Below are 26,601 nucleotides of genomic sequence, written 5' to 3'. Positions count from 1 at the left end.
TGCGGACTCTCGGGTTACAGACGCGGCTCGACCCGCATGCGCTGCGGATTGTTCGGTACTGGCGGGCGGCCGTAGCGGTCGTCACCGGCGCCACCGAATGGCTGATCGTCGTCGCGCTCCTCGGCACGGGCGGCGGCCTTGGCGGCCTCGGTGCGTTCACGCCGTGCTGCCGAGGCACGCTCGATCGGCAGGCGGATCAAGACGAAAACCAGATACACCCCGAAGGCGATCATGCCGTACATGAAAAGATCGGAAACCGCGCGCCAGGCGTTGTTGCCGACCTTGAACAGCATGTCCAGGGCGGTGATGGCGATGGCCGGTGCTACTTTGGCCTTCACCGGATCGACGATGGTCGGGCTGAACAGCAACACCGCCATCAGCACACGCAGCGGCTCGCGCAGCCAGCGCCACATCCAGGTGGTCAGGCGCATCCATACCAGCAGGCAGCCCACGGCGGCAAAGGCGTAAAGGCCCCAGGCGATCAGATAGTCGTTCTCGGTCATGGTGTCCATGGCAAGGCAGGCAAATAGGCGCTTATAGTAACGACTTTTCGCCCATGCGGCTTGTCCCAATACCAGACGGCCAGCAGCCGCCCCTGTGGGAGCGAGCCTGCTCGCGAATACGGACTGTCAGTTGCAACAGCTATGTCTGACACACCGCTTTCGCGAGCAGGCTCGCGCCCACAAGGGCTGCGGCGCTTTCAAGCCCTGCGAACAACCCAATTCCGAATATTGTCCGAGAGCCTTCCATGCCCGAATCCGCCAATGTCATGACTGCCCCGATTGCCCAGCGGGCGCCCGGCGCCGACCCGTATGCCTGGCTGCAGGAGCGCGACACCGACGCGGTGCTCGACTACCTCAAGGCTGAAAACGCTTATCAGGAAGCGCAAACCGCCGATCAGGCCGAGCTGCGTGAAAGCCTGTTCAATGAGATCAAGGGCCGGATTCTCGAGACTGATCTGTCACTGCCCTCGCCTTGGGGACCCTACCTGTATTACACGCGCACCACCGCCGGTGACGAATACGCGCGGCACTACCGCTGCCCGCGTCCGGCGGACGACAGCCTGACCCTCGATGAAAGCCGCGAACAATTGCTGCTCGACCCGAATGCGCTGGCCAACGGCGGTTTCTTCTCCCTCGGAGCTTTCAGCATCAGCCCCGATCACCAACGCCTGGCATACAGCGTCGATGCTTCGGGCGACGAGATCTACACGCTGTTCGTCAAGGAGCTGTCCAACGACAAGGTCAGCGAACTGGAATTCGAGGACTGCGACGGCAGCATGACCTGGGCCAACGACAGCCTGACCCTGTTTTTCGGTGTGCTCGACGACACCCATCGCCCGCATAAACTGTTCCGCTATCGCCTCGACGGCACTGCCGCCGAAGAGGTTTTTCACGAGCCGGACGGGCGGTTCTTCCTGCATTGCTACCGCGCCAGCTCCGAACAGCAATTGCTGCTGTCGCTGGGCAGCAAGACCACCAGTGAAGTCTGGGCGCTGGACGCCAATCAGCCACATCTGCCATTCAGCTGCCTGGCGCCACGGGTCGAAGATCACGAATACGACGTCGACCACGGCCTGCTCGATGGCGTCTGGACCTGGTTTATCCGCACCAACCGCGACGGCATCAACTTCGCTCTGTATCAGGCCCCGGACACTGGCGTGCCGCCAAGCGAGGCCGACTGGCAGAACCTGATCCCGCACAACGATGACGTGATGCTCGACGGCGTCAGCCTCAACGCAGAGGCGATGACCTTGAGCCTGCGCGAAGGTGGCCTGCCGATCATTGAGGTTCACCCGCAGGACCAGGCGTCGTATCGCGTGCAGTTGCCCGATGCGGCCTACAGTCTGCATGTGCAAAACAGCCTGGAATTCGAGAGCGATCGCATTCGCTTGCGCTACGAAGCGTTGAATCGCCCGGCCCAAGTGCGCCAGTTGATTCTTGCCAGCAGCGAACAAACGGTGCTCAAGGAAACCCCGGTACTCGGCCAATTTGATGCCGACGCCTATGTCAGCCAACGCCTGTGGGCGACCGCCCCGGACGGTACGCAGGTGCCGATCAGTCTGGTGATGAAGCGCGAGATGGTCGGTAAACCGGTGCCGCTGTATCTGTATGGTTATGGCGCTTACGGCTCCAGCCTCGATCCGTGGTTTTCTCACGCCCGCCTGAGTCTGCTCGATCGCGGCATGGCCTTCGCCATTGCCCACGTACGCGGCGGCGGCGAGCTGGGCGAAGCCTGGTATCGCGCCGGCAAGCAGGAACACAAACACAACACCTTCAGCGACTTCATCGCTTGCGCTGAGTTTCTGATCCTCAACGGCATCACCACGGCGGAAAAACTGGCGATCAGCGGCGGCAGCGCCGGTGGCCTGCTGATCGGCGCGGTACTCAATCAGCGCCCGGACCTGTTCGGCGTGGCGATTGCCGAAGTGCCGTTCGTCGACGTGCTCAACACCATGCTCGACCCCGAGCTGCCGCTGACCGTCACCGAATACGACGAATGGGGCAACCCGGAAGAACCGGACGTCTATGATCGGATCAAGGCTTACGCGCCGTACGAAAACGTCACAGCGCAGGCTTATCCGCCACTGCTGGTGATCGCCGGCTACAACGACAGCCGCGTGCAGTACTGGGAAGCGGCCAAGTGGGTGGCGAAATTGCGCGCAACCAAGACCGATGACAACGTGCTGCTGCTCAAGACCGAACTGGGCGCCGGGCATGGCGGCATGAGCGGGCGCTATCAGGGATTACGTGACGTAGCGCTCGAATATGCATTTGTGTTCAAGGTTTTGGGCCTGGCCTGAGGAACTCCGTCGGTCACTTGGGTCTTAATTCCAGACCCATTGTGGCGAGGGGATTTATCCCCGTTGGGCTGCGAAGCGGCCCCAAAACCTGCAAACTCAGTATTTCTGAAGCACCGAGTTGGCAGGACTTGCGACTGCTGCGCAGCCGAGCGGGGATAAATCCCCTCGCCACAAAAGCCCGTTCCTACGGGATCCGTGTATAGCCTTGAAATGTGAAAACAATAAAGACCGCATCGACATGTCTGAACCGACCTTTCTGAACAACGAAATCCGTGACTGGCTGATGGACTGTGGCCTGTTCGATCAATTGCAGCTGGCCGACTTCGCGGCCGCTTCCGGCTATTTCAGCATCAGTACCGTGGCTGAAGGCGAGGCGATTTTTCGCGAGGGCGATGCCGGCAGTTTCATGTGCATCATCCACACCGGCCAGGTCGCCGTGCAGAAAACCGGCGCTGACGGCCAGGTCATCACCATGGCCACCCTGCGCAGCGGCCGGGCCTTCGGTGAAATGGCCGTGCTTGATGGCGAACGTCGTTCGGCCACGTGTATCGCGGCGAGCAACTGTCAGTTGCTCAACCTGGGCAAGGACTCGCTGGAAAAAATGCTCAACGACGCACCAAAAATCGCCGCAAAAATCATCCGCGCCCTCGCCGTCTCGCTGTCCAAACGCCTGCGCATGGCCGACGGCCAACTCGCCGCGCAACAGGTTTAGCCGCCGGGGGATTTGACCTTGTTGCCGTTCGGCTCGATGCCCGGCACCGGTTGATCCTTGCTCGGCGGGCTGGGCATTTCGATCGGTACCAGCGGCGGGCTGCCGCTGCCGGCGCCCGACTTGGGCAGGGTGATCGGCGTGATCTGCGGATACGGCGTCGGCGTCGCGGTGCCGGGCGAACCGGGTTGCGGCGTCGGGCTGACCGGAACGCTCTGCTGGGCCTGCACTGCAGTAATCGCGAGCGCGGCCAGGGTAATGACCGTTAGAATGGTGCGCTTCATCAAGGGCTCCGTTTGGCCTCTAGTCTGTGCTCAGGCTACTCCCAACGCGCCTGCTTGCCTTCCCCCTTGTAGAGATTTCCATGAAACGTTTCGTTCTGCTCGACACCACCCCGATCCCTGAAAACGGCGGTGCCCTGTGCCTGTTCGAGTATGGCGAGGATTTCGTCATCAAGATTCAGGGCGGCGACGGCGGACAGTTGATGAACACGCGCATGCACGGTTCCGAGGACGCACTGGCGGAAATCCCCTGCCGCAAGGTCGCCGGCCGGTCGAATTCGCGGGTGTTGATCGGCGGCCTGGGCATGGGTTTCACCCTCGCCTCGGCACTCAAGCATCTGGGCAAGTCCGCCGAAGTGGTGGTCGCTGAGCTGGTGCCCGGCGTGGTCGAGTGGAATCGCGGCCCGCTCGGGGAGAAATCCGGTCGGCCATTGCTCGACCCGCGCACGGTGATCCGTCAGGAAGATGTGGCCAAGGTCCTGCAAAGCGAGCCGAACGGTTTCGATGCGATCATGCTCGACGTCGACAACGGCCCTGAAGGCCTGACCCAGAAGGCCAACAGCTGGCTGTACTCCGCCGCGGGTCTGAATGCCTGCGCCAAGGCCCTGCGCCCCAAAGGCGTGCTCGCGGTGTGGTCGGCCAGCGCCGACCGACAGTTTTCCGACAAATTGAAGAAGGCCGGCTTCAAGGCCGAAGAAGTCCAGGTCTTCGCCCACGGCAACAAGGGCACCCGTCACACGATCTGGATTGCCGAGAAGCTCAAGGGCTGAGCTAAACTCTGCGCATAACCGTCATCAGTCTTTCTGCAAAGGTGAACCCATGAGTTCGTCCACCCCCACCAACACGTCGAAGCTGGACCGCATCCTCGCCGACAACCAGCGCGACAAGGAAATGGGCTACCGCGACAAGGCCCTGAAGATGTACCCGCACGTTTGCGGCCGCTGCGCCCGTGAGTTTTCCGGCAAGCGCCTGAGCGAACTGACCGTGCACCACCGCGACCACAACCACGACAACAACCCGCAGGACGGCTCGAACTGGGAGCTGTTGTGCCTGTATTGCCACGACAACGAGCACTCGCGTTACACCGATCAGCAGTATTTCGGCGACGGCTCGCTGAGCACACCGAAGATCGCCAAGGCCACGCATAATCCGTTTGCGGCCCTGGCTGGTCTGATGAAAAAAGAAGATTGAAGATCTTCATCGCCTGAGCTGGCCCTTTCGCGAGCAGGCTCGCTCCCACAGGGGATGTGGGAGCGAGCCTGCTCGCGAAAGCGGCCGGCCAGACACCACAAGTCTCGAATCTGCCCGCCCTCCCCCAATCCCCGTATAATCGCGCTCTTTTTCTCGAAGGCACCCCGCTCGTGGCAGACAAACGGTACAGCTGCATTGGTTTGTATAACCCAAAATCACCGGAGAACGTCGGTTCGGTGATGCGCGCCGCAGGCTGTTACGGCGTGGCGTCGGTGTTCTACACCGGCAAGCGTTATGAACGCGCCGCCGACTTCGTCACCGACACCAAACGCGTGCACTACGACATCCCGCTGATCGGCATCGACGACCTGAAAAAAATCCTCCCGCTCAACTGCGTGCCCGTCGCGGTAGAACTGGTCGAAGGCGCCCGGCCGCTGCCGGAATACACCCACCCCGACCGCGCCCTGTACATCTTCGGCCCGGAAGACGGTTCGCTGGATAAGGAGATTCGCGACTGGTGCGAAGACGTCGTGTACATCCCGACCACCGGCTGCATGAACCTCGCCGCCACGGTCAACGTCGTGCTCTACGACCGCATGGCCAAAGGCCTGAACACCCGCTCCGGGCCGAAATTCCGCTGAAGCGTCGTACATTCGATGGAACAAGCTGACCGCCATGGCAGTCAGCTTATCTATCAATCGCACCCTGCCTGGAGATAGACCATGAGCGAGCTCAAACGCGTTGAACGCATCGAATCCACCCCGTTCCAGTCGCCTTCGCACAAGAATGTGCATGGCTGGGAGCGCGTCGGCTCGTTGACCGGCGGCGTGCTGATGGTCGGCAAGGGCCTGCGCCGTGGCGGCGTGTTCGGCCTGCTGCAAGTGGCGCTCGGCGGCATGGCCGTGGCCCGTGGCATTACCGGGCACTGCTCGGCGAAAAGCCTGTTGGAAAAAGGTCGTCAGGACATGAACAACGTGCGGGCGAAGATCGAACGCGCCGGAGAAGAACTGAGCAAGTTGAAGACCAATGCCGAAGTGGCCACTGAAACAGCCACCGTCACCGGCAATGATTCGCTGGTCTCGCCGAAGGCCGGCGTCTGATCCGGGATTTTCAGCGCCGCTGATGGCCTCTTCGCTGGCAAGCCAGCTCCCACAGAAAAACCTGTGGGAGCTGGCTTGCCAGCGATTGCGATATACCTGAAGCGAGAAAATTTCAGCCCGCGCGAAAAATCAGATGATCTTCCCAGTCATCTTCCGGCACGCTGCCTTCGGCGAGCATGCGCCCGGACTGGGAAATCCGCTCATGGTGCACCGCGTCGCGGTCGCCACACACCAGGTGATGCCATAACGGCAGATCCTTGCCCTCGCTGACCAGACGATAACCACAGGTCGGCGGTAGCCACTTGAATTCTTCCGCCTGACCCGGCGTGAGCTGAATGCAGTCAGGGACAAACTTGATCCGGTTCGGATAATCGCTGCACTGGCAGGTTTTCAGATCCAGCAGTCTGCAGGCGATGCGCGTGTAATAGACGCTGTTGTCTTCTTCATCCTCGAGCTTTTGCAGGCAGCACAGACCGCAGCCGTCGCACAGCGATTCCCATTCCTCGTGATCGAGTTGATCGAGGGTTTTGCGTTTCCAGAACGGTTCGACTATGGCGGCCATGGCTCAAGCATCAACATCAAGGTGGTGAAAAGGCCGCCAGTCTAGTGCCAGCGGGTGCGGGGGCCAAGCGCTGGCGACTGTCGGTAAATCCGCTTGTCAGCGCCAGCGTCGCCCGCTGAGCAAACTGGCGGCTATGCCTTGAAACCAATGTGGCAGCGAGCCTGCTCGTGAAAGCGCTGTGTCAGACACCCTGTTGTCGACTGACACGCCCTCTTCGCGAGCAGGCTCGCTCCCACAGTGAAATCGGTGGAGAGTCAGTAACCGCGGGTGAAATCCACCTCGCCACGCAACGCTTCACCCGCCTCATACGCTTTCAGGTTCTGCACAAACAAATCCACCATCAGCGCCGGCGAGGTCGGTGCCGAACTGTGCCCGGTCAGGAGCAAGCCCCACGCGGTCCAGAACGGATGGCGTTGCGGCAATGGTTCCTGACGGCAGACGTCGATCACCGCGCCGGCCAGATGCCCTTCCTTCAAAGCTTCAACCAGATCGGCATCGACCACTGCGACGCCACGCCCGGCGTTGATGAACAGTCCGGTCGGTTTGAATTGCTTGAACAGCGCAGCGTCGTAGATATCGTGGGTGTGTTCGGTATTCGGCAGCAGATTGACCACGTAGTCCACCTCGCCCACCAATCGCGGAAGATCGGCCAGCGCGCCGACTTCGACAAATGGCGCCTGTTCGCGGGCACTGCTGGCGATGCCGTACAGCTCGACGCCGAACGGCCGCAGAAACTGCGCAACGCTCTGGCCGATGTCACCGGTGCCGACGATCAGCACCTTGCGCCCTACCAGACTCTGGCCGCTGCGGTTGTCCCACTTGCGCTCGACCTGGCTGACCAGCCGCGCCAGCACTTCGCGCTCGTGGCCGAGGATGTAGGTCAAAACATATTCGGCCATGACCTGACCGAAAATCCCCACGGCGCGGGTCAGGCGATAGTCGCGGCGCAGGCCGTCGGCGAGCAGCGGCGTGATGCCGGCCCAGGTCGATTGCAGCCATTGCGGTTGATGGCCCTGGCGCAGCAGGGTCGCGAGCAGATCCGGCTGGCCCAGCCACACCGGGCAATCGGCGGCCTGCCGCGCCAGTTCGGCGGAGTCGCCGCTGGTCAGGACTTCAAGCTCGGGCAGTGCCTGACGCAGCAGGCGGGCGTATATCGCGTAGTCGTGTTCGGCAATCAGAACGCGCATCTTCAAACCTTTCGCAAACCGTGCAGACAGCCGCCGGATTCGGGCCGGCCATCGCGGTAAAAACAGTTCCAGGGTTAACCGAGGCCCAGGACAGGGCCTCGCGGGTCAGACCGGGTCGTTGCGTCGCAGCAACTCTTCGGGCAAGTGTTCGATGTACTCGTCCTCGGCCGGTGGCATTTGCAGGTGATAGCCCTGCTTGTCGAGGTTTTCCAGAACCACGGTGATGTCTTCGCTGGCCAGCTTGCGCTCCGGCGACAGCACCAGATCGAAGGAATGCTTCGCTTTGCCGAAAGCCGTCATCAGCGCTTCCGGCACGCGCTCGAGCGCATCGCTCTTGAGCACGTAGAGATACATGCCGCTGCGCTTGGAGCTTTGGTAGATGGAGCAAATACGTTTCAAGGCTGTTCTCCGGCGGTGGCCAGGCTGTCGAGCAGCTTCTGGCCGAGCAATTCGCGGCGCCAGCCACGCAGCGAATCGGGCAATTGGTAAGGCCCCTCGGGGAAGCCGCTTTTGACCAGGGCTTCGAGGGTTTTCTTGCGCAGCATCAGTTCCGGGGCAATACCCAGGCGTTCGGCCTCGGCCTGACCCAGCGCGCGCAGTTGCTTGATCAGCGCAGCGGCTTCGATCGGCAACGGCTCCGGCACTGCCGGCGGCCATTGATCTGGCCCCACACTGCCAGAGCGTTTGATCAGATCAAGCAGAAACTGACCGTCCTGACGTACGGTACGCGGGTGCATGTCTTCGATCTTGCCCAGCGCCGCGAGGTTATCCGGCTGGGTGCGGGCCAAGGGCCACAGCGAGTGTTCCCGGACGATGCGGTTGCGCGGCAGGTCGCGGGCGCGGGCTTCTTTTTCGCGCCAGGCGCACAGCTCACGCAGCACGGCCAGTTGCGCACGGGACAGCTTCCAGGCCAGTTTCGCCTCGCGATAGACCTCGTACGGATCGGTCTCGCGGCGCAGGTTGGCGACCAGTTCGGCGCCATCCTCCAGCACCCAGGCGAACTTGTCGGCGGACAGCTTGGGGCGTAACTCGACGAACACCTCGGCCAGATGTACCGCGTCTTCGGCGGCGTAGCTGATCTGGGTTTCGGACAGCGGGCGCTGCAACCAGTCGGAGCGGGTTTCGCCCTTGGGCAGGTCGATGCCGAGCACTTCCTGCACCAGACGCGAATAGCCCATCGAGAAGCCGAGGTTCAGGTAAGCGGCGGCCAGTTGCGTGTCGAACAACGGCGCCGGCAGGCTGCCGGTCAGGCGCAACAGCACTTCGAGGTCTTCGCTGCAGGCGTGCAGGACTTTCAGCACCGCCGGGTTCTCCAGCAACGCGGCCAGCGGTTGCCAGGCGTTGATGGTCAGCGGGTCGATCAGGTAGGCGCGTTTGCCGTCGCCGATCTGCAACAGGCCGGCAATCGGGTAGAAGGTGTCGACCCGCATGAATTCGGTGTCGAGGGCAACGAACGGCAGCTGCTGCCACTCGGCGCAAAACTGCGCGAGGCTTTCGTTGTCGCGAATCCAGTGAATATCGATAGCCACACGGCTCTCCCTTGAAGAATGGCGCGCAGTATATATCGCCACCGACGATTTACGCGCCTTTGAAGGGCAAGAGCTGTAAGGAAATGTCTTGCCTGTCAGCAAGAATAGTCTGACAGCAGAAACAGAAAGGCCCGTCGCATTGGTGCGACGGGCAGGGAACGCTTCACTGCTTGGCCAACACGCCGTCGATCACTGAGCCGCGACAACCGGCGAACATGTCCAGCGCCGGCTGATAGACGCTGCTGCGCACTTCCAGCAGGCCGAGCATCGAGTGGAACAGATTGTCCTGGCTCAGCGGTTTGTCGCGGCTCAGTTGCAGGCAATGGGTGTCGACCGAATAGGCCTTCTGATAGCTGTCGGAGAACCACGCCAGCATCGCTACATGCTTCTGTTGCTCGGGCGCCAGCATGTACGGCGTGCCGTGCAGAAACAGGTTGTACTCGCCCAGCGATTCACCGTGATCCGACAGATAAAGCATGGCGGTGTCGACTTTGTCCTGATTGCTGCGCAGCACATCGATCAGGCTCGAAAGCACATGGTCGGTGTAGACCAGCGTGTTGTCGTAGCCGTTGACGATACTTTCGCGGCTGCAATTGTTCAGCGCGTTACTTTCACAGACCGGAGTGAAGTGTTCGAACTCCTTGGGATAACGCTTGAAGTAGTCCGGGCCATGACTGCCCATCTGGTGCAGAACCAGCACGGTGTCCTTGTCCAGATGATCGATGAAACTTTGCAGACCTTGCAGGAGAATTTCATCGCGACATTCGCTGTTGGCGCACAACGCAGGGTCTTGCAACTTGCTGACATCCTGCACCGTGACGCGGTCGCAAGTGCCTTTGCAGCCGGACTGGTTATCGCGCCAGATCACATCGATGCCGGCACGCTTGAGCACATCGAGCAAGCCTTCTTCATTCTTGGCCTTGCTGGCGTTGTAATCCTTGCGGCCCATGTTGGAGAACATGCACGGTACCGAGACTGCGGTTTCCGTGCCGCAGGAATGCACGTCAGTAAAAGCGATCAGGCCAGCCTCTTTGTCCAGTTGCGGGGTGGTGTCGCGGTCATAACCGAGAATGCCGAAGTTCTGCGCCCGCGCACTCTCCCCCACCACCAGCACCGTGAGGGATTTGCGTGGCTGTAGCTGCAAGTCGGGGTTGCGCTGGGCATCTTCGCCGATCTTGATGAACGGCTGCTGCGCCGAGACCACTTGCTCTTGCAGATAACCAATGGATGCGCCGATGTAATTGCTCGGCACCAGCATCAGGCGAATTTCGTGGTGATTGCGAAACAGTGACGATAAGCCTTGGTAGTTGGCCAGTGCGACAACACCGATCACCGCCGCCGAGGCAACACTGACAATAACTTTGCTGAACAACTCGCGATGCCAGCGCCGATAACTGACCGGAACTTTCCACAACAACAAACACGGCAGGACACCCAGCAAGAGAATATAAGCAAACAACTTCAACGAGAGCAGATCGCGCACTTCCGTGACGTTGGTCTCGGCAAAGTTGCGCAACATGCCGGCATCGATCATCACGCCATATTGGCTCATGAAATAAGCCACGCCGGCGCTGACTAAAAACAACAGGGTCAACAGTGGTTTAAGCAGTGGCCGGAAAGCGAATAACGTCAGGACTATGTTGAACGCGGCAAAGATCATCACGCCGAACGCCACGCGCATGGCGATGCCCTTGCCATCGGCGGCGGTGATCTCGAACAGATGTTGCCAAAGCACCAGATTGAAACCGAGCAATAAAAAGGCGCTGGCAAACAACGTCACCCATTCCGGGCGCACGGCTTTTAACTTCAACATGATGAGTGACTGTTCCTGAAAGAAGAGCCTCGTCGATTGTGAAAATTTCATTCACCGAGGCATGCCAAACTTTAGGCAGCCATGGATCAATTTTTCGTGAAAAAGATGCTAATGATTAGTTGCCTCGGAGTACGAACGTGAAAGTTTGCGAGTATTTGAGAATGGTTCAGGTTTTATTCAGTTTCAGGCACTTCGCAATGTCCTCTGTGGGAGCGAGCCTGCTCGCGAAAGCGCAATGTCAGCAAATAATTGTTTGTCTGGAGGAACGCATTCGCGAGCAGGCTCGCTCCCACATCGGGACAGGGGTGTTATCGAGTTTTTAGGTCTGGCCCGGGGTTTTCTGATTTGCCGACGCCGGCGACGCCACGCCTAATCATCAGCCTCTGCACTCAAAGGCCCGCTGATGAATCACTCCCGCCCCGCCGCTTGGCTGATACTCGCGATCATTCTTGTCGCACTTAATCTGCGCCCCTCAATGGCAGCCATCGGGCCGCTGCTGTCGGCGATTCGTGGCGATATACCGTTGAGCTACACGCTTGCCTCTTTGCTGACGATGCTGCCGGTGATGGCCATGGGGCTGGCGATGTTTTTCGGCCTGAGCATCAGCCGGCGCCTGGGCGAACGACGCACGGTGCTGCTGTCGCTGTTGATCATCGGGCTGGCGAGCCTGTCACGGCTGTTTATCGATTCGGCGACCGAGCTGATCGTCAGCGCGATACTGGCCGGCATTGGCATAGCCCTGATTCAGGCATTGATGCCGGCGCTGATTAAATCGCGCTTTGCTGACAACGTGGCGTTGTGCATGGGCATCTACGTGACTTCGATCATGGGCGGCGCCGCGATTGCCGCATCGTTCGCGCCGCTGGTGATGGTACAGGCCGGCAGTTGGCGCGTGGGGCTGGCCATCTGGGCGGCGTTGGCACTGGTCGCGATGCTGGTCTGGTGCTTGCAGCCCGCGCAAGCCATATCGACAGTGACCCGGCGGGAGTCTTTCATCACGCGCCGTCGCGCCTGGTTGCTGGCGATTTTCTTTGGCCTCGGTACGGCGTCCTACACTTGTGTCCTCGCCTGGCTCGCCCCGTACTACGTGGAAAAAGGCTGGAGTGAACAGAACGCCGGGCTGATGTTGGGTTTTCTTACAGCGATGGAGGTCATTTCCGGGCTGGTAGTGCCGGCGATCGCCAATCGCAGCCGTGACCGGCGTGGGATATTGGCGGTTCTGCTGTTGCTGATCATCGGCGGTTTCTGCGGGCTGATTCTCGCTCCGATAACTCTGGCCTTGTTATGGCCGTGTCTGTTGGGGCTGGGGATTGGCGGTCTGTTTCCGATGAGCCTGATCGTTGCATTGGATCACTGCGACGAGCCGCAGCGCGCCGGTGGCCTGACCGCGTTTGTGCAGGGGATCGGTTATCTGATCGCCGGCCTCTCGCCGCTGTTGGCAGGGATGATTCGCGATCGGCTGGGCAATTTCGAAGGCGCATGGTGGGCGTTGACGGCGGTGATGGTGATCATGCTGCTGATGGTGATGCGCTTCGACCCTCGCCACTACGCGCGCTACTTGCCTCGCCCGGGCTAGAGGCCTCTGGCCATCTTTTGCGCACGAGATTGGCAACGTCGTGTTGCTAAAAGTTTCTGTCCCACATGTGTCCGTGAAATGTCCTACAAGGGTTTCTCCTGGCACCATCGTTCCGTTAGGATCGTACGCACACGTTTGCGCGAATTCTGCGCAAGGGGGCACAGCGAGACGGAACTCATGCTGAACAGTAATTTGCTTCGCAAGCTCGACATGCAGGACTTGATGGTATTCGTCGCCGTGTACGAGCAGAGCAGTGTCACCGATGTCTCGGAAACCCTGTTCGTCAGCCAGTCCACCGTCAGTTATTGCCTGAAGAAACTGCGCACCAGTTTCGAAGACGAACTGTTCATCAACACCCGCACCGGCATGCGCCCGACCTACAAGGCCTGCAGCATGTACGGCCATGTGCAGAAAATCCTCGAAAGCATCAACCTCTGCCACGCCGGTGCCCCGGCCTTCGACCCGAGCCGGCAGGCGGTGACTTTCAACATTTGCGCCCCGGAATACTTCGAGCAATTGATTCTGCCGCGACTGTTGAAGCGCTTCGACTTCGATGACTTGCCGGTAATGGTCAACATGCACAAGTTTGAAACCGACGTGCCGGCCGAAGAGTTGCGCGACGGCAGCCTTGATCTGGTGATCAGTTTCGGCCCGCACTTTCACCGCCAGCATGCGGATCTGAAATCCCGGATGTTGCTTGAAGATGACCTGGTCTGCGTCTTCGACAAACGCGCCACGCCACTGGAGCCGCGCCTGAGCCTGCAAGCATTCACCGAACGTCGGCATGTGTTCCCGACGCCATGGACATCAAGCACCAACATGGTCGACGGCTGGCTGGCGCGGCAAGCGCAAAAGCGCCAGATAGTGGCCCGATCGAACAGCTACAGCGCCGCATTGAAGATGATCACCGGCACCGACTTCATCCTCACCCTGCCCCGACGTATCCAACGCCTGCTGACCAACGACGCGGTATTCAACCACTGCGAGGCGCCCAATGGCTTGCCGGGCTTCACCCTCGACATGCAGTGGAGCCAGAACGCCGATCAGGACAGCGCCAACGTCTGGCTGCGCGAGCAGGTGATTGAGATGTGCAGCGAGCTGGAAAACGCCTGAGCGTCAGATGCCGATCGCGGCTTTGCTGTAGGACTCGCGATCGATGTCGAGCAGTTCGACGCACAGCTGGACTTCGAGCCCGGCCGGCCATTCGCAGAGTTCCTGCAACACCGCCAACAGGCTTTGCGAGAGCTGCTTCTTGATCTCCGCCGAGCGCCCGCTGAGCAAGGCCAGTTTCACATGGACGAAGGCGCGCTCGCCCTGCGCCGTGCCGACCTTGAAGTTGTCGATCTTGATCGCGCGGCTCTTGATATCGAACTCCGCGCCGAACTGACCGGAACCGACCAGCGTGTTGTTGAGCCGGATCAGGGCGATGTCAGCGTTCAACTGCGTCAAGTTGGCGGTGTATTCCATGTGCAGGTGTGGCATTGCGGATCTCCAGTCGGCGGATGCGGGGGCGTACATATACCACAATCACACAGCGTCATTTGTGGGAGCGAGCCTGCTCGCGAAAGCGTCCTTTCAGGTTGCACATCTGCGCCTGCCGAACGGCTTCGCGAGCAGGCTCGCTCCCACAGGGTTGTGTGGTGCTTGTCAGGACGAAATAAGCGGCCGTTCACTCATGAACGCTTCGAGCCGCGAGCGCAGCCAGCGTTCGGCAGGGTCGCTGTCGACGTGGCTGAGCCAGACCATCGACAGGTCCAGTGTTGGCGTCTTGAACGGAAACGGTTCCTGGAACAGCGCCCCGGACGCCGCCATCGCCGCTGCGGTGTAATCCGGCAGGCTGGCGATCAGATCGGTGCCGGCCAGCAACGCCGGCAATGCGCTGTATTGCGGTACCGACAACACCACCTGCCGCGTGCGCCCCAGTTCCGCCAGCCACTCATCGGCGTAACCGCTGACATTGGCCGTGTGTGACACCAGCACATGCGGGCGAGCGCAATATTCGTCGAGAGTCAGCGGTGTAGCAGAGGCATCGGCGCGCAGGATGCTCGGCTGGATATGCCGCAGCAGTTTGCGTTTGGCGTTGGCCGGCAGGCCACGGGTCTGGCTGATGCCGACGGTGATATCGCCGGCAGCGAGCAGATCGGGAATGCGCCAGTAATCGACATGTTGCACCACGAACACCACGCTCGGCGCCTCTTGGCGCAACGCGCGCAACAGCGGCGGCAGCAGGCCGAATTCGACGTCGTCGGACAGGCCGATGCGAAAGGTCATGGTGCTGGTGGCGGGGTCGAAATCACGGGTCAGGCTCAGCGCCGCCGAGAGTGAATCCAGTGCCGGTTTGAGATGGCGGTAAATGTCTTCGGCACGAGCCGTCGGTTCCATACGATGACCGACGCGGATGAACAGCGGATCGTTAAGCATCGTGCGCAAACGATTGAGCGCCGAGCTGATGGTCGGCTGGCCGAGGAACAGTTTCTCCGCCGCGCGGGTCACGTTGCGTTCGAGCATCAGGGTCTCAAACACCACCATCAAGTTGATGTCGGCCTTGCGTAGTTCATTGCGGTTCATCCTTTGCCCCTGCTCCCCGGAATAGCGGCAGTGTAGAAAGGCCCAAGAACCGCGTCTATGGGCCGCTGCGCCGAACAGTCACTGAAGGGTCAATGAAGCGTCAACGCCAGAATGCCAATGGCCAGTTTGCGCGGATCGAGTCCCATGCCCAGCGCTCTCGGGCTGACGGCATCGGCGTGCTGGAAACGAATCACCAGCACGCCTTCACGCTCAATGCGCTGCTGGACTTCAGCTGGCAGGTCAACGGCGACAACGTTCGCTTCGGTCTTGAGCAAGCGGGTGGAGAGCACCGGCACATCGTTGACGCTAATCTCCAGCCCCTGTTCGGGATGCGACGGCGCAATCAAAGCGTTGGCTTCCAGCACAAATGATCTCACCGGGGACTCGGGCCGCAGAATGATTTGCGACTCACTGCCCTCGGACCACGTGCCCCACGGTTCGCTTTTCGACCATCCGCTGCCGAGGAAGAACGTCGCCAGGCTGGTAACGTCGAAGGTCACGCGCTCGTTCGTCTTGAGTGGCGAGATCAGCGTGAGGGGATCAGCGGCCACGATGGGCGGGCAATCGGCGCAACGCTTCCAGCCGGGTGCCAGCACGTTCAAACCGTCGATTCTGGCGAGTACGTCAGTCTCGCGATTGAGAGTCAGCGCGGCCGGCAGCACAGTGCGGCTATCGAGCACATACAGCGTATCGGCGGCGTATTGACCAGAGCTGACCATCTGGTCGGCCACAGCCTGGGCCGCCTCGGTGGCCTTGGTACTCATGCGGCCGAGATAGACCGCATTGGTCGGCAGATGATGGCGTCCCGCATACTCGGCCAGCGTTCGCCACTGCTCCGGATAATTCTCCGGGCGCAGCCAGCGCACCGCCTGATAATGGCGGGCTGCCTGATCCCAGAACGGATCAACCAGCGGCGTCGGCCATTGTGGCGCCGGCGCGGCCATGAACAGATTGCGCGACTCTCCCCAGCCGGAACGCGTATCCGCCACTTGCAGCAACAGGGCAATGCTCAGCAGAACCCGCGCCGTGCGCGAAGTATGGCCGCGAATCACCACGTACAGGATGGCGAAAATCGCCATGTACATGACCGGCCAGATCATCCGCCCCGACCCGCGAAAAATTGTCGCCACTGCCACCACCGCATCCGGCAGCGGAATATGCAATTCGAATGGGCCGACACCGATGTTGTTGGAAAACGCAAACAGCGCCAGGCCTGCCAGCGCGAGCAACAGCAGAGGGTAGCGACGTGGCTTGAGGTGAACATCCGTGCCGCGTTGCAGCCATGCCGCGAAGGCGCAGATGAACAGGAACACCACACCCAAACCAAGGAAAGCAAAACCGTCACCGTCGCCCAACACACCGGGCATGTCGCGCAGGGCAAACGACCAGGTTCCCGGGTCGAAAAAGCTCAGCACATTGGCGCGGAACAGACCGTATCCCATCAGTGCCAGGCCGTCGTCGCCGACGCTGAAGTAGCCCGCCTGCCAGCAGCACAGACTCACCAGCAAAAACAGTCCGATCAGTTCGGCCCCAGCTTTGCGCGGCGCCAAATGTCGCCGCAGGGTGTGCGCTGCGAGATCGGCGAGCCAGATCAGCGCAATCATCGCCAGCAAATAGGCGTGGATCAGCGCGGCCGCCGCCAGCAACGTTCCCCAGGCCAGAGAGCGCTTGGGCGTGAAGGGCCGCAGCGCAAGATAAAGCGCAGCCAGCAACATGAAATGCCCGCCCAGGGACAGGTGCACGCTCATGCGGATCAGCATGGCCGGAACGAATAAAAACAGCCCGGTGCCGAGCAACCGCACAACCGCGTCGCGGGTCACCAGGCCGAGCAGTTTCCAGGCAAACCAGCTCTGCAGAATGAAGCAGGTCAGTAACCACAGTCCGAAATACTGAAACGGCTCCGGCAACAGCGCCGAGAACGGCTTGAACAAAAAGGCGAACAGAGGATTGGAATCGGAAAAGATCAAGCCGTTGGACAACTCCAGTCCGTAAGACGGATTGAGCCCCAGCGGAAAGCTCCATGGCGAGTGCCGGAAAAATACCCAACCCTGGTAGTGGGTGGCCGGGTCGCCGTCGCCCAGCCAGGCAATGTTCATCGGGTTCAACGCCCGAGGGCCGACCACGATAAAAAACGCCAGAATGCCTAGCAGCACAGGCAACAGCGCAGCGGCCCGAGAGGTTGAGCAAAGCTTCATCGATACGTCCAGAAATTATGCAAAACGAAAGTAAATGCCGGCACCGTCAGGGCCACGGCGCCGATTCCGAGCAAATAATGCAACCCAGCCATTTGCGCCGCCCAGGCAACCGCCATCGCCAATAGAAAACCGCCCGCCGAGACCGACACAAAGCGCAGTAACGTGCGCCCGTGCAGGCGAGCTGAAAAGCTCCAGGTGGTATTGATCACATACGACACAACGGTCGCCATGGCAAAGGCGAAACCATTGGCCAGCGGCGGTTCGGGCGCGATGAAGCGGATGAACAGCACAGCCACCAGCGCATGCAGCGCAGTGACGAACAGCCCGGTCAGGGCAAAGCGCAGACCACGGCGAACCATCGCTGAACGATCACTATCGATCACGGTTTCTGCGCCAGCACGAAGACGCTCAAACCGGCCAGCCGGTTGCTGCCCATCAACGGCAACTCGAGTCGGCAAAGAGTCTTGAGCACGCTGTTGACCCACGGGTGATGACGCTTGAGTTGCGACTGCGGCCGTGTGGTTTGCGAACCTTGAGGCATCAGGCGCAACGCTGCGGCGATCGGAAACACCGCACCGAAATAGTAGGCGCCGCGCTGCACGGTCAAACCGGCATCGCCCGCCAGAGTTTCGAATTGCGCGAGGGTGTAGCGGCGCTTGTGCTCGAGAAAATCATCATGACCGCTCCAGAGAAACTGAAACGCCGGCACCGTCATCAGAAAACGACTGCCCGAAGGCACTTTATCGACATAGTTTTTGAGCAGGCCGAGGTCGTCGTCGACATGCTCGAGCACGTCCATCAGTAACACCAGATCGGCATCGATGCTGTCGATGCCGCGTCGGTAATGCACCGGTTTGCCAGCGGTGGTGGCGCTTGAATCGGCGGGGTAACTGATGTCGACGCACCACGCCTCATGCGCGTCGGTGTGGGTCAGCAGATGATGCGAGAAAAACCCCGAGCCGGCACCGACATCGAGTATTCGTCGGATCGGCATGTTGCCCAGCAATCGCCGGGTCGCCGCCGCTTTGCAGCAGTAATACCAATGCTCATCGATGCTGTCGCCGAGGATGTCGGTTTCCTTGAGATCCATCTGTCAGTCCTTGGGGTCGTAGACACGGCGCACCAGAAAAACCGGCCGGCGTTTGGATTCGATATAGGTGCGGCCGAGGTATTCGCCGAGTACGCCAATGCCGATCAATTGCAAACCGCCAAGGAACGTGACCGCGACCATCAGCGAGGCATAACCGGGCAAGTCGACGCCGTGGATCAGTGTGCGCAGGACAATGAACATCGCGAACGCAAACGACACCAGCGAAACCGTTGCCCCCAGGTAAGTCCAGACCCGCAGCGGCTCGGTGCTGAAACTGGTGATGCCTTCGAGGGCGAAGTTCCACAGCCGCCAGCCATTGAACTTGCTTTGCCCGGCCACGCGCTCAGGACGTTCGTAGTCGACGTGGGTGGTGCGGAAACCGACCCAGGCGAACAGACCTTTCATGAAGCGCCGCGACTCAGGCAGGGTCAGCAAGGCATCGACCACGCAGCGGTCCATCAGGCGGAAGTCGCCAACGTTCTCCGGCAACGGCTGTTCGGCGATGTGGTTGTGCAGGCGATAGAACCAGTGGGCCGAGGTCGATTTTGCCCACGTGTCGCTGCGGCGGCTGACACGATGCCCCAGCACCACTTCGTAACCTTCGCGCCAGCGCTCGATCATCTGCAAAATGACTTCCGGCGGGTCCTGCAGATCGGCGTCGATCGGTACCACGATCTGCCCGGTGGCCATTTGCAGACCGGCCGACAACGCCGCTTCCTTGCCGAAGTTGCGGCTTAGATCGACGATGCGCAGACGCGAGTCTTGCCGCTGCCGTTCGAGCAAGCGCTCAAGGGTGGTGTCGGTGCTGCCATCGTTGATGAAGACCAGTTCAAGATCGATCAGTGCCTGCGTCTGAAAGACGTCGTCGATGCGCGAAAGAAAGCTGTCGAGGCTGTCGGCCTCGTTGAAAACGGGGATCACCAGCGACAACGTCACCTGCCCGGCCTGTTGCGTTCCGTGCTCAGTCAAAGGAGTGCTCTTTTTATAGTTTGTCGGTCATCGAAAGTCTTTCGAGGCCATGAGCCGTCCCGTATTAAGCAGTAGCAAGCACGCACGTGCAAGCAGGACACGGCGTCATATCGGCCAATTCGCCGGGCAGTCGCGGCGCTCTGGCCAGCGTCTTTCAGAAACATCCGCGAACGATTGGAAACAAATCCCCGATAGCCAAAAAAAACCGCTGCGCTAGGCTTGCGTCGATGCGCCACACAGGTGGGCGCGCCTATCGATCGCAGGGAGCGAACCGTATGTATTTCGAAATCTACCGACAAACCCGAGGCACCCCGAGCACTGGCAAAGGCCAATGGCGCTGGCGCCTGCGTGCGCGTAACCACGAGACGGTGGCCAGTGGCGAATCGTATGTGAACAAGGCTGATTGCCTGCACGTGATCAATCTGATCAAAGCCGTTCAAGGCGAGACGCCGATCAAGGAGATTTGAGCGAAACCACATTCATCAAAGGTGCATGTGCTGCATTTGTTGCTTCCATGCACCCCAGCGCCTCTAGCAGCGCACGCAGAGATGCGTCGACAGTGGAGCGAACCGGGAAAGCATCAGAGTTGTAATAGAACCACGCCGACCAATATGGCAATCACTGCCGATATCGCCAGCACTTGCGTCGAGGTCAAGGCCAGCGCTGCATCCCTGGAACGGCCGACGAAACGTCCGCGAATCTGATGCCGATCCGGCTGCGCTTCGAACAGGTTGTCCGGGTGCTCGTTGTCTTCAGGCTCATTGGTCTGCTGACCGGACCATGCACTTCGCGCCATCAAACGGTCGAGCAGACCGGGCATGACCGACTGCCCAATAATCGCTTTGATCGTCGACCACCCTAGCCACAACTCTCGCGGAGGATGTTTTACCACACTGAAAATCGCCCGTGCCGCTACGTCGGGGTCGTGAATCGGTGGCACCGGTTGGGGCCGCTTGGGCAATTTGTTGCGTGCCCAATCGAACTGCGGGGTATTGATCGCGGGCAATTGCACCATGCACACGCGAATATGGCTGCGCTCATGCAGCAACTCACAGCGCAATGAATCAGTAAAACCGCGTACAGCGAACTTCGCCCCGCAATAGGCGGCCTGCAACGGAATGGCGCGATAGGCCAACGCCGAGCCGACCTGGATGATCACCCCTTGGTTGCGCGGACGCATCAACGACAGCGCCGCCAAAGTGCCATGAACCGTGCCGAGATACGTCACCTGAGTAACCCGTTCGATCTCGGCGGCAGACAATTGTTCTATCGGCGAAAGCACCGTGACCATCGCCGCGTTGACCCAGACCGCCAGCGGCCCTAGCGCGGTTTCCAGTTGCTGGGCGGCCTGCTGCACGGCGAGCGCATCGGCGACGTCGACGCTGACGGTTTCAACCTGAACGCCATACGCTTGCAGCTCCTCCTGCGTGGCGGCCAGGCCCGCCGGATCACGCGCCAACAGTCCGATGCTATAGCCACCAGCGGCAAACCGATGAGCCACCGCGCGCCCGACGCCAGCACTGGCACCGGTTATCACTACCAACGGTTGCTCCTGCATGGATCGCCCTCCCGGCGGTCAGTCAATCGGCCCGATATTGATCATCAAGTTGTCGCTCATTGCCAACATCTCCTCGGGGATCGGGTCCCTCACTGGTTGCTCAATGCGCTCTTTAGGATGGACGCCGAACGTGCGCCGTCAGTTCGTTTTTTCAGCCGAGCATCGAGCGCAGCTTGCGCAACAGATCCACCGGCGCGTAGGGCTTGGCGATCAATTCGAACTCATTGTCAGCCAGCTCATCCGGCGTCGACTCGTCCGCGCAGTACCCGGTAGTGAGCAGGATTTTAATGGCCGGATAGCGCTGGCTGATTTCCCGCGCCAGTGCCAGCCCGTTCATCTCACCGGGCATGACCAGATCGGTGAAGACCAGCTCAAAGTCGCTACTCTGCAACATCGCCAGCGCCTCGCTCGCGTCTGCAGCGATGGTGGTGCGGTAACCCTGTTCGGACAGTACGAAGCGCGCCAGTTCAGCAACTTCGGCGCGATCCTCGACGATCAGGATGCGCTCCGTGCCCTTGAGATTTTCTGCGGCTTCAGCGGAGCCAGATGCCGATAGCTGACTGTCATCCGCCGGGAAGAACAGGCGCACCGTGGTGCCGAGTCCCGGCGTCGATTCGATTTTGACCACACCGCCGGATTGCTTGACGAAGCCGTAGACCATCGATAGCCCGAGGCCAGCGCCGCTACCTTCCTCTTTCGTGGTGTAGAACGGCTCCATGACCTTGTCGAGATCGTCGGCGGCAATGCCCACGCCGTTATCGGCGATCGCAATGCAGACGTAACGCCCCGCCGCCAGTCCGCCCTGGTGCGGATCCGTCGAGTCCGGTACATCGACGTTGCGGGTCTGCACGGTGATCGCAGGTTGCTGCTGGTCAACCAGCGCATCGCAGGCGTTGGAGAGCAAATGGTTCAGCGCCATCTCCGCCTGCGCCGGGTCGAGGCGGCAATTCCACAAATCCTCGACCAACTCGAATTGCGGCTCCAGATCGCAGGATTCCGGTGCCGGCAGCGTTGACCGCTCAAGCAAGGCATTGAGATTGATCACCCGGCCTTCGAGCCGTTGCCGGCGGGAGAATGCCAGCAGATGCTGGGTCAGCAAACGTGCTTTTTCCGCCGCCGCGCGAGCGTGGCCGGCGCCGACCACGATGCGTTGCGGATCGATGCTCGGCCGCTTGGCGGTGTGCTGGATCAGCTCGATGTAGCCGATCATCACTTGCAACAGATTGTTGAAATCGTGGGCAATGCCACCGGTCAACTGCCCGAGTGCTTCCATGTTTTCGCTGTAACGCAAACCGTCCTCGGCGTCACGGCGGCGGCTGACGTCCATTTGCGAAGCGAAGAAATACACCAGTTGTCCGCGCTCGTTGAACAACGGCGCGATGAACAGCTCGTTCCAGAACGACGAGCCGTCCTTGCGATAGTTGAGCACCTCCACGCAGGTTTCGTGTTGATGTTTCAGCGCTTGCTTGACCCGTTGCAACACCGCACGATCAGTCTGCTCGCCTTGCAGAAACCTGCAGTTACGCCCGAGCACTTCTTCCAGCTCGTAGCCGCTGAGTTCAAGAAACGCATTGTTGGCAAAAATGATGGGATCGTCGGGCTGCGCTGGATCGGTGACAATCATGGCCATGCGGCTGACCTGCACCGCCGCGAAAAACACATCTTTGCGTTCTTGCGAAAGGGTCGCCGCATCGGCGCGGTCGACGATCGGCCTGGATTTTCTGGGCAAGTTGACCTCCGCTAAGTGACTCCGTTTCGCTGTGACCATCATCAGCGAGCGAAGTGCCGAGGCCAGCCGCCGACAGCGCGGGTGTCCGATGAATTGTCGCAGTCCATCGATGGATCCGAATCGCCTCGCTGATTGTCGAAAGCTCACCGAGAACTGCGCGCAATATCTGAAATCCGATCCGCCAGGGAGAACCACCGTGGATTTGTTGTTTCTGGGCACGTCTGCCGGCGTGCCGACCCGCCAGCGCAACGTCAGCGCGACTGCATTGATCGCCTCTGCCGGCAAGGGCTGGTACCTGATCGATTGCGGTGAAGGCACTCAGCATCAGGTGCTGCGCACGCCGCTGTCGCTGAGCGAGTTGCGGGCGATTTTCATCACTCATGTACACGCCGATCACTGCCTGGGCTTGCCGGGTCTGCTGGCGAGCACCGGCATGTCCGGACGCACGCGGCCGCTGGACATTATCCTGCCGGCGGCGCTGCATCCCTGGCTGAGAATGAGCCTGGAGGTCACGCAATCGCATCTGCCCTTCGAGATCAACTTGCACGCTGTGGAAACGCTTGAGGAGTGGCGCAACCTCAACGTTCAGGTGCAGACCGTCGAGCTGTCCCACCGTGTGCCGTGTCACGGTTATGTATTTACCGAGTCCGATCCGGAACCGCGTCTCGACGTGCAGCGACTCGACGCTGAAGGCATCGAACGCGGCCCGCTCTGGGGTCAGTTGGCCCATGGTCAGGACGTGGAGGTTGACGGGCGGATGCTGCACGCTCGCGACTATCTGCTGAGCGCGCGACCTGATCGGCGCATCATCGTCTGCGGCGACAACGATCGGCCGGCACTGCTGGCCGAAGTGGCGCAATCGGCGGATGTGCTGGTGCATGAAGCGACATTCGTGCAGGCAGCAATCGACCGCGCTCGTGCCAGTTACGGCCACAGCAGCGCCGCCGCTGTCGCTGGATTTGCCGAATCAGCCGGGGTGCGCAATCTGGTGTTGACGCATTTCAGCGCGCGCTATCAGGCCAACCCGGCGCTGAGTCCGTCGATCGAAGATGTGCGCAGTGAAGCGGCGGCGCTGTATAACGGCCAACTGATTCTCGCGCGGGATCTGCAGCGCTATCACCTCGACCGTTTGGGGCATTTGCAGCCCGTAGCGATCGAGCGCAAATCTTTGGAAGTCACCAAGATCTCACAGTGATCAACCGGGGCGCGCCTGATTTCAGGCGCGCGCCCCATCAAGCGCTCATAGACGATCTTCGCCCGTGCTTCAGCTGCGATGTTGGAGCGCATGTCGGCGGTAGGCTCACCGACGGTGTCGATATACGCCGCCGTCCATGGCACGCCGGCCGAGACTAACGCAGCAAATGCACCACCAACCCAACCAACGCACAGCCCAGCAACACCTGAATCACTCCGCGCTTGAAGCGAAATAGCGCAATGGCCGCCGCAAGCGCAATCAACGCCGACGGCCAGTCCAGGCTACCGCTGAAACCCTGCGGCCAGAGCACGTGATAGCCGAAGAAGCACGCCAGGTTGAGAATCACCCCTACCACCGCAGCAGTGATCGCGGTCAGTGGGGCGGTGAATTTGAGTTCGTCGTGCGTCGACTCCACCAGCGGACCGCCGGCGAGGATGAACAGGAATGAGGGCAGAAAGGTGAACCATGTCACCAGCGCGGCGGCGACCGCTCCGGCGAGGAACACCTGATCGGCGCCGAACACCTGCGACACATAAGCCCCGACAAAACCGACAAACGCCACCACCATGATCAGCGGCCCCGGCGTGGTTTCGCCCAGCGCCAGCCCGTCGATCATCTGGGTCGGGGTCAACCAGCCGTAGTGACCGACCGCACCTTGATAGACATAGGGCAACACCGCATAAGCCCCGCCAAAGGTGAGCAGCGCTGCCTTGGTGAAGAACCAGCTCATTTGCGTCAACGTGCCCTGCCAGCCGAAAAGCGCGGTCAATACACCCATAGGCAATGCCCACAGCGCGGCACCGATCACGGCGATCAAGGTCAGTTTCTTCCAGCTGAAACGGGCATGGGCCGGGGTTGGTGTGTCGTCATCGATCAACGCCGCGCCGAAAGACTTCTTCGCCGCGCTATGCCCGCCGGCCCTGAATTTCTCCGGCGCCAGGCGACCGCCGAAATAGCCAATCACCGCCGCGCCCAGCACGATCAGCGGAAACGGCACATTGAACGCAAAAATCGCCGTAAACGATCCCGCCGCAATTGCCCACAGCCAATTGTTCTTCAGCGCCCGCGAACCGATGCGATGCGCCGCCTGCACGACAATGGCCGTCACCGCAGGCTTGATCCCGTAAAACAGCCCGGCTACCACCGGCACCTCACCGAAGGCGATATAGAGCCACGACAGGAGAATCAGGATGAACAGCGAAGGCAGCACAAACAACGCCCCGGCCACAATGCCACCCCAGCTTCGATGCATCAGCCAGCCAATGTAGGTCGCCAACTGCTGCGCCTCCGGCCCGGGCAGCAACATGCAATAGTTCAAGGCATGCAGAAAACGACGCTCGGAAATCCAGCGCCGCCGCTCGACCAGTTCCTGATGCATGATCGAAATCTGCCCGGCCGGCCCGCCGAAACTGATAAAGCCCAGCTTCAACCAGAACCAGAACGCCTCGCGCAAACTCACGACTTGCGGCTTCACGTCGTCATCATCCGCCAACGGCTGAACTTCACTCATCGAGCTGTTCCTTTTATGCAGTCGGCAGTTTGTACCCGAAAAGCATTGCGAACAAAACGCCAGAAACGAAAAAGCCCCCGTAATCAGCAATGATTACGGGGGCTTCGTCTTGTTCAATAATGGCGGAGAGATAGGGATTCGAACCCTAGGTACCGGTGAAGGTACAACGGATTTCGAATCCGTCCCATTCGGCCACTCTGGCATCTCTCCAACGGCGCGCATCATAACAACACTTTCGTTGGTTGCGAACCCCCCAAACGAAATTTTTTCCGTGCTATCAGATGCTTGCGTCGATTAAAGCGGTACGCCCAGACGAGCGGCGACTTCTTCGTAGGCTTCGATGACGTCGCCGAGGCCCTGGCGGAAGCGGTCCTTGTCCATCTTCTTCTTGGTGTCCTTGTCCCACAGACGGCAGCCGTCCGGGCTGAACTCGTCGCCGAGGACGATGGAGCCGTCGCTGAACACGCCGAATTCAAGCTTGAAGTCGACCAGCAGCAGGCCGGCGTCGTCGAACAGTTTGCTCAGGACTTCGTTGACCTTGAGCGACAGTTCCTTCATGCGCGCCAGTTGCTCGGCGGTGCCCCAGCCGAATGCCACAACATGGGATTCGTTGATGAACGGGTCGCCCTTGGCGTCGTCCTTCAAGAACAGTTCAAAGGTGTACGGGTTGAGCTTCATGCCCTCCTCGACGCCCAGACGCTTGACCAGGCTGCCGGCGGCGTAGTTACGCACGACGCATTCGACCGGGATCATGTCGAGCTTCTTCACCAGGCATTCATTGTCGCCCAGCAGTTTGTCGAACTGGGTCGGCACGCCGGCCGCTTCGAGCTTCTGCATGATGAAGGCGTTGAACTTGTTGTTCACCATACCTTTGCGATCAAGCTGTTCGATGCGCTTGCCGTCGAACGCCGAAGTGTCGTTGCGAAACAGCAGGATCAAGCGGTCAGCGTCGTCGGTCTTGTAAACCGATTTGGCTTTGCCGCGGTAGAGTTCTTCACGTTTTTCCATGATGGGCTCCGCTTGCTAAGTAGGTGGG

27 protein-coding genes, 1 tRNA gene and 1 pseudogene are annotated in these 26,601 nt (G+C 60.4%); 10 read left to right on the top strand and 19 right to left on the bottom strand.

Going from position 1 to position 26,601, the window contains the following annotated elements; genetic code table 11:
• Nucleotides 1-14: 14 nt before the first annotated feature.
• A complete protein-coding gene (locus BXA01_RS23020; protein WP_076566442.1) occupies nt 15-512 on the bottom strand; it encodes an MFS transporter in 498 nt (165 codons plus the stop codon).
• A gap of 236 nt (nt 513-748) precedes the next feature.
• Here BXA01_RS23020 and BXA01_RS23015 point away from each other — a divergent pair, with 236 nt between their 5' ends.
• Entirely contained in the window at nt 749-2,803 is a 2,055-nt protein-coding gene (locus tag BXA01_RS23015; RefSeq protein ID WP_076566440.1) for a S9 family peptidase, read from the top strand.
• A gap of 238 nt (nt 2,804-3,041) precedes the next feature.
• Entirely contained in the window at nt 3,042-3,515 is a 474-nt protein-coding gene (locus BXA01_RS23010; RefSeq protein ID WP_016771227.1) for a cyclic nucleotide-binding domain-containing protein, read from the top strand.
• On the opposite strand, the gene BXA01_RS23005 is transcribed toward BXA01_RS23010, so the two are convergent.
• Nucleotides 3,512-3,796: a hypothetical protein gene (locus BXA01_RS23005; protein ID WP_016771228.1), complete on the bottom strand. Its 285-nt coding sequence runs from the start codon at nt 3,794-3,796 to the stop codon at nt 3,512-3,514. The two genes, BXA01_RS23010 and BXA01_RS23005, sit on opposite strands and share 4 nt — an antisense overlap.
• An 80-nt stretch (nt 3,797-3,876) precedes the next feature.
• Here BXA01_RS23005 and BXA01_RS23000 point away from each other — a divergent pair, with 80 nt between their 5' ends.
• The 4 genes from BXA01_RS23000 to BXA01_RS22985 all read left to right on the top strand — a co-directional run bounded on the left by BXA01_RS23000 (nt 3,877) and on the right by BXA01_RS22985 (nt 6,084).
• On the top strand, nt 3,877-4,563 hold the full coding sequence (locus BXA01_RS23000; protein WP_076566438.1) for a spermidine synthase: 687 nt from the start codon (nt 3,877-3,879) through the stop codon (nt 4,561-4,563).
• 49 nt (nt 4,564-4,612) lie between these two features.
• Nucleotides 4,613-4,984 carry a YajD family HNH nuclease gene (locus BXA01_RS22995; RefSeq protein ID WP_003222612.1) on the top strand — a complete coding sequence of 124 codons (372 nt, stop codon included), beginning with the start codon at nt 4,613-4,615 and terminating at the stop codon, nt 4,982-4,984.
• A 170-nt stretch (nt 4,985-5,154) separates the two neighbouring features.
• Nucleotides 5,155-5,625, top strand: a complete 471-nt coding sequence (locus BXA01_RS22990) for an RNA methyltransferase (protein ID WP_007911337.1) — start codon at nt 5,155-5,157, stop codon at nt 5,623-5,625.
• Between the two features lie 81 nt (nt 5,626-5,706).
• Entirely contained in the window at nt 5,707-6,084 is a 378-nt protein-coding gene (locus BXA01_RS22985) for a YgaP family membrane protein (protein ID WP_076566436.1), read from the top strand.
• Nucleotides 6,085-6,196: 112 nt separating this feature from the next.
• Here the strand turns inward: BXA01_RS22985 and BXA01_RS22980 are convergent, their stop codons facing one another.
• The 5 genes from BXA01_RS22980 to BXA01_RS22960 all read right to left on the bottom strand — a co-directional run bounded on the left by BXA01_RS22980 (nt 6,197) and on the right by BXA01_RS22960 (nt 11,175).
• Nucleotides 6,197-6,646 (bottom strand): YcgN family cysteine cluster protein, encoded by a 450-nt coding sequence (locus BXA01_RS22980; RefSeq protein WP_076566434.1) that lies wholly within the window; start codon nt 6,644-6,646, stop codon nt 6,197-6,199.
• Between the two features lie 254 nt (nt 6,647-6,900).
• The gene (locus BXA01_RS22975) at nt 6,901-7,833 is read right to left on the bottom strand and encodes a D-2-hydroxyacid dehydrogenase (protein ID WP_076566432.1); all 933 of its coding nucleotides are present in this window, start codon (nt 7,831-7,833) and stop codon (nt 6,901-6,903) included.
• 105 nt (nt 7,834-7,938) lie between these two features.
• Nucleotides 7,939-8,232 (bottom strand): YcgL domain-containing protein, encoded by a 294-nt coding sequence (locus BXA01_RS22970; RefSeq protein WP_041478850.1) that lies wholly within the window; start codon nt 8,230-8,232, stop codon nt 7,939-7,941.
• Entirely contained in the window at nt 8,229-9,362 is a 1,134-nt protein-coding gene (gene rnd / locus BXA01_RS22965; RefSeq protein WP_071174688.1) for a ribonuclease D, read from the bottom strand. The genes BXA01_RS22970 and rnd overlap by 4 nt, the downstream gene beginning before the upstream one ends.
• 163 nt (nt 9,363-9,525) lie before the next feature.
• Entirely contained in the window at nt 9,526-11,175 is a 1,650-nt protein-coding gene (locus BXA01_RS22960; protein ID WP_076566430.1) for a phosphoethanolamine transferase, read from the bottom strand.
• Nucleotides 11,176-11,578: 403 nt separating this feature from the next.
• On the opposite strand from BXA01_RS22960, the gene BXA01_RS22955 reads away from it, so the two are divergent.
• Together BXA01_RS22955 and BXA01_RS22950 are read left to right on the top strand one after the other, a co-directional pair.
• Nucleotides 11,579-12,751 (top strand): cyanate transporter, encoded by a 1,173-nt coding sequence (locus BXA01_RS22955; RefSeq protein ID WP_076566428.1) that lies wholly within the window; start codon nt 11,579-11,581, stop codon nt 12,749-12,751.
• Nucleotides 12,752-12,928: 177 nt separating this feature from the next.
• The gene (locus BXA01_RS22950; protein WP_076566426.1) at nt 12,929-13,864 is read left to right on the top strand and encodes a LysR family transcriptional regulator; all 936 of its coding nucleotides are present in this window, start codon (nt 12,929-12,931) and stop codon (nt 13,862-13,864) included.
• 3 nt (nt 13,865-13,867) lie between these two features.
• Here the strand turns inward: BXA01_RS22950 and BXA01_RS22945 are convergent, their stop codons facing one another.
• The 6 genes from BXA01_RS22945 to BXA01_RS22920 all read right to left on the bottom strand — a co-directional run bounded on the left by BXA01_RS22945 (nt 13,868) and on the right by BXA01_RS22920 (nt 19,573).
• Complete coding sequence (locus tag BXA01_RS22945; protein WP_041478855.1) at nt 13,868-14,233, bottom strand: 5-carboxymethyl-2-hydroxymuconate Delta-isomerase; 366 nt, start codon at nt 14,231-14,233, stop codon at nt 13,868-13,870.
• 165 nt (nt 14,234-14,398) lie between these two features.
• Nucleotides 14,399-15,319, bottom strand: a complete 921-nt coding sequence (locus BXA01_RS22940; RefSeq protein WP_076566424.1) for a LysR substrate-binding domain-containing protein — start codon at nt 15,317-15,319, stop codon at nt 14,399-14,401.
• 89 nt (nt 15,320-15,408) lie between these two features.
• Nucleotides 15,409-17,514: a DUF6311 domain-containing protein gene (locus tag BXA01_RS22935; protein WP_076566422.1), complete on the bottom strand. Its 2,106-nt coding sequence runs from the start codon at nt 17,512-17,514 to the stop codon at nt 15,409-15,411.
• On the bottom strand, nt 17,511-17,873 hold the full coding sequence (locus BXA01_RS22930; RefSeq protein ID WP_076566420.1) for a GtrA family protein: 363 nt from the start codon (nt 17,871-17,873) through the stop codon (nt 17,511-17,513). Before BXA01_RS22930 ends, BXA01_RS22935 begins: the two co-directional genes overlap by 4 nt.
• Nucleotides 17,874-17,893: 20 nt before the next feature.
• Entirely contained in the window at nt 17,894-18,604 is a 711-nt protein-coding gene (locus tag BXA01_RS22925; protein ID WP_076566418.1) for a class I SAM-dependent methyltransferase, read from the bottom strand.
• 3 nt (nt 18,605-18,607) lie between these two features.
• A complete protein-coding gene (locus tag BXA01_RS22920) occupies nt 18,608-19,573 on the bottom strand; it encodes a glycosyltransferase family 2 protein (RefSeq protein WP_076566415.1) in 966 nt (321 codons plus the stop codon).
• A gap of 275 nt (nt 19,574-19,848) precedes the next feature.
• On the opposite strand from BXA01_RS22920, the gene BXA01_RS22915 reads away from it, so the two are divergent.
• Nucleotides 19,849-20,040, top strand: a complete 192-nt coding sequence (locus tag BXA01_RS22915) for a YegP family protein (protein WP_016771242.1) — start codon at nt 19,849-19,851, stop codon at nt 20,038-20,040.
• A 113-nt stretch (nt 20,041-20,153) separates the two neighbouring features.
• On the opposite strand, the gene BXA01_RS22910 is transcribed toward BXA01_RS22915, so the two are convergent.
• Nucleotides 20,154-21,131, bottom strand: a complete 978-nt coding sequence (locus BXA01_RS22910; protein ID WP_076566412.1) for an SDR family oxidoreductase — start codon at nt 21,129-21,131, stop codon at nt 20,154-20,156.
• Between the two features lie 151 nt (nt 21,132-21,282).
• The gene (locus BXA01_RS22905; RefSeq protein ID WP_231990995.1) at nt 21,283-22,860 is read right to left on the bottom strand and encodes a histidine kinase famiy protein; all 1,578 of its coding nucleotides are present in this window, start codon (nt 22,858-22,860) and stop codon (nt 21,283-21,285) included.
• A gap of 196 nt (nt 22,861-23,056) precedes the next feature.
• Between BXA01_RS22905 and BXA01_RS22900 the strand changes: the two genes are divergently transcribed.
• Entirely contained in the window at nt 23,057-24,055 is a 999-nt protein-coding gene (locus BXA01_RS22900; RefSeq protein ID WP_076566409.1) for a ribonuclease Z, read from the top strand.
• Nucleotides 24,056-24,090: 35 nt separating this feature from the next.
• On the opposite strand, the pseudogene BXA01_RS22895 reads toward BXA01_RS22900, so the two are convergent.
• From BXA01_RS22895 to purC, 4 genes and pseudogenes are all read right to left on the bottom strand, one after another.
• Nucleotides 24,091-24,210, bottom strand: a pseudogene (locus tag BXA01_RS22895) (manganese catalase family protein); the annotation flags it as partial.
• The gene (gene chrA, locus BXA01_RS22890; RefSeq protein WP_076566407.1) at nt 24,210-25,565 is read right to left on the bottom strand and encodes a chromate efflux transporter; all 1,356 of its coding nucleotides are present in this window, start codon (nt 25,563-25,565) and stop codon (nt 24,210-24,212) included. The pseudogene BXA01_RS22895 and the gene chrA, both read right to left, overlap by 1 nt.
• A 120-nt stretch (nt 25,566-25,685) precedes the next feature.
• Nucleotides 25,686-25,775 (bottom strand) — tRNA-Ser (locus BXA01_RS22885).
• Between the two features lie 84 nt (nt 25,776-25,859).
• Entirely contained in the window at nt 25,860-26,573 is a 714-nt protein-coding gene (gene purC / locus BXA01_RS22880) for a phosphoribosylaminoimidazolesuccinocarboxamide synthase (RefSeq protein ID WP_016771262.1), read from the bottom strand.
• Nucleotides 26,574-26,601 lie beyond the last annotated feature (28 nt).

Origin of the sequence: Pseudomonas sp. B10, from assembly GCF_900156235.1 — a bacterium.
Classification (GTDB): Bacteria; Pseudomonadota; Gammaproteobacteria; order Pseudomonadales; family Pseudomonadaceae; genus Aquipseudomonas; species Aquipseudomonas siliginis.
The sequence above is the reverse complement of the archived record's forward strand: the minus strand, read 5'-3'. Positions and strand labels throughout refer to the sequence as shown.

What these genes read in the sequence shown, in the direction of transcription:
- BXA01_RS22950 (WP_076566426.1), top strand. Translation starts at nt 12,929, where the DNA reads ATGCTGAACAGTAATTTGCTTCGCAAGCTCGACATGCAGGACTTGATG.
- BXA01_RS22955 (WP_076566428.1), top strand. Translation starts at nt 11,579, where the DNA reads ATGAATCACTCCCGCCCCGCCGCTTGGCTGATACTCGCGATCATTCTT.
- BXA01_RS22935 (WP_076566422.1), bottom strand. Translation starts at nt 17,514, where the DNA reads ATGAAGCTTTGCTCAACCTCTCGGGCCGCTGCGCTGTTGCCTGTGCTG.
- BXA01_RS22925 (WP_076566418.1), bottom strand. Translation starts at nt 18,604, where the DNA reads ATGGATCTCAAGGAAACCGACATCCTCGGCGACAGCATCGATGAGCAT.
- BXA01_RS22980 (WP_076566434.1), bottom strand. Translation starts at nt 6,646, where the DNA reads ATGGCCGCCATAGTCGAACCGTTCTGGAAACGCAAAACCCTCGATCAA.
- BXA01_RS22945 (WP_041478855.1), bottom strand. Translation starts at nt 14,233, where the DNA reads ATGCCACACCTGCACATGGAATACACCGCCAACTTGACGCAGTTGAAC.
- chrA (WP_076566407.1), bottom strand. Translation starts at nt 25,565, where the DNA reads ATGAGTGAAGTTCAGCCGTTGGCGGATGATGACGACGTGAAGCCGCAA.
- purC (WP_016771262.1), bottom strand. Translation starts at nt 26,573, where the DNA reads ATGGAAAAACGTGAAGAACTCTACCGCGGCAAAGCCAAATCGGTTTAC.
- BXA01_RS22910 (WP_076566412.1), bottom strand. Translation starts at nt 21,131, where the DNA reads ATGCAGGAGCAACCGTTGGTAGTGATAACCGGTGCCAGTGCTGGCGTC.
- BXA01_RS22975 (WP_076566432.1), bottom strand. Translation starts at nt 7,833, where the DNA reads ATGCGCGTTCTGATTGCCGAACACGACTACGCGATATACGCCCGCCTG.
- BXA01_RS22940 (WP_076566424.1), bottom strand. Translation starts at nt 15,319, where the DNA reads ATGAACCGCAATGAACTACGCAAGGCCGACATCAACTTGATGGTGGTG.
- BXA01_RS22995 (WP_003222612.1), top strand. Translation starts at nt 4,613, where the DNA reads ATGAGTTCGTCCACCCCCACCAACACGTCGAAGCTGGACCGCATCCTC.
- BXA01_RS22960 (WP_076566430.1), bottom strand. Translation starts at nt 11,175, where the DNA reads ATGTTGAAGTTAAAAGCCGTGCGCCCGGAATGGGTGACGTTGTTTGCC.
- BXA01_RS22930 (WP_076566420.1), bottom strand. Translation starts at nt 17,873, where the DNA reads ATGGTTCGCCGTGGTCTGCGCTTTGCCCTGACCGGGCTGTTCGTCACT.
- BXA01_RS22915 (WP_016771242.1), top strand. Translation starts at nt 19,849, where the DNA reads ATGTATTTCGAAATCTACCGACAAACCCGAGGCACCCCGAGCACTGGC.
- BXA01_RS23010 (WP_016771227.1), top strand. Translation starts at nt 3,042, where the DNA reads ATGTCTGAACCGACCTTTCTGAACAACGAAATCCGTGACTGGCTGATG.
- BXA01_RS23000 (WP_076566438.1), top strand. Translation starts at nt 3,877, where the DNA reads ATGAAACGTTTCGTTCTGCTCGACACCACCCCGATCCCTGAAAACGGC.
- BXA01_RS23005 (WP_016771228.1), bottom strand. Translation starts at nt 3,796, where the DNA reads ATGAAGCGCACCATTCTAACGGTCATTACCCTGGCCGCGCTCGCGATT.
- BXA01_RS22985 (WP_076566436.1), top strand. Translation starts at nt 5,707, where the DNA reads ATGAGCGAGCTCAAACGCGTTGAACGCATCGAATCCACCCCGTTCCAG.
- BXA01_RS23020 (WP_076566442.1), bottom strand. Translation starts at nt 512, where the DNA reads ATGGACACCATGACCGAGAACGACTATCTGATCGCCTGGGGCCTTTAC.
- BXA01_RS23015 (WP_076566440.1), top strand. Translation starts at nt 749, where the DNA reads ATGCCCGAATCCGCCAATGTCATGACTGCCCCGATTGCCCAGCGGGCG.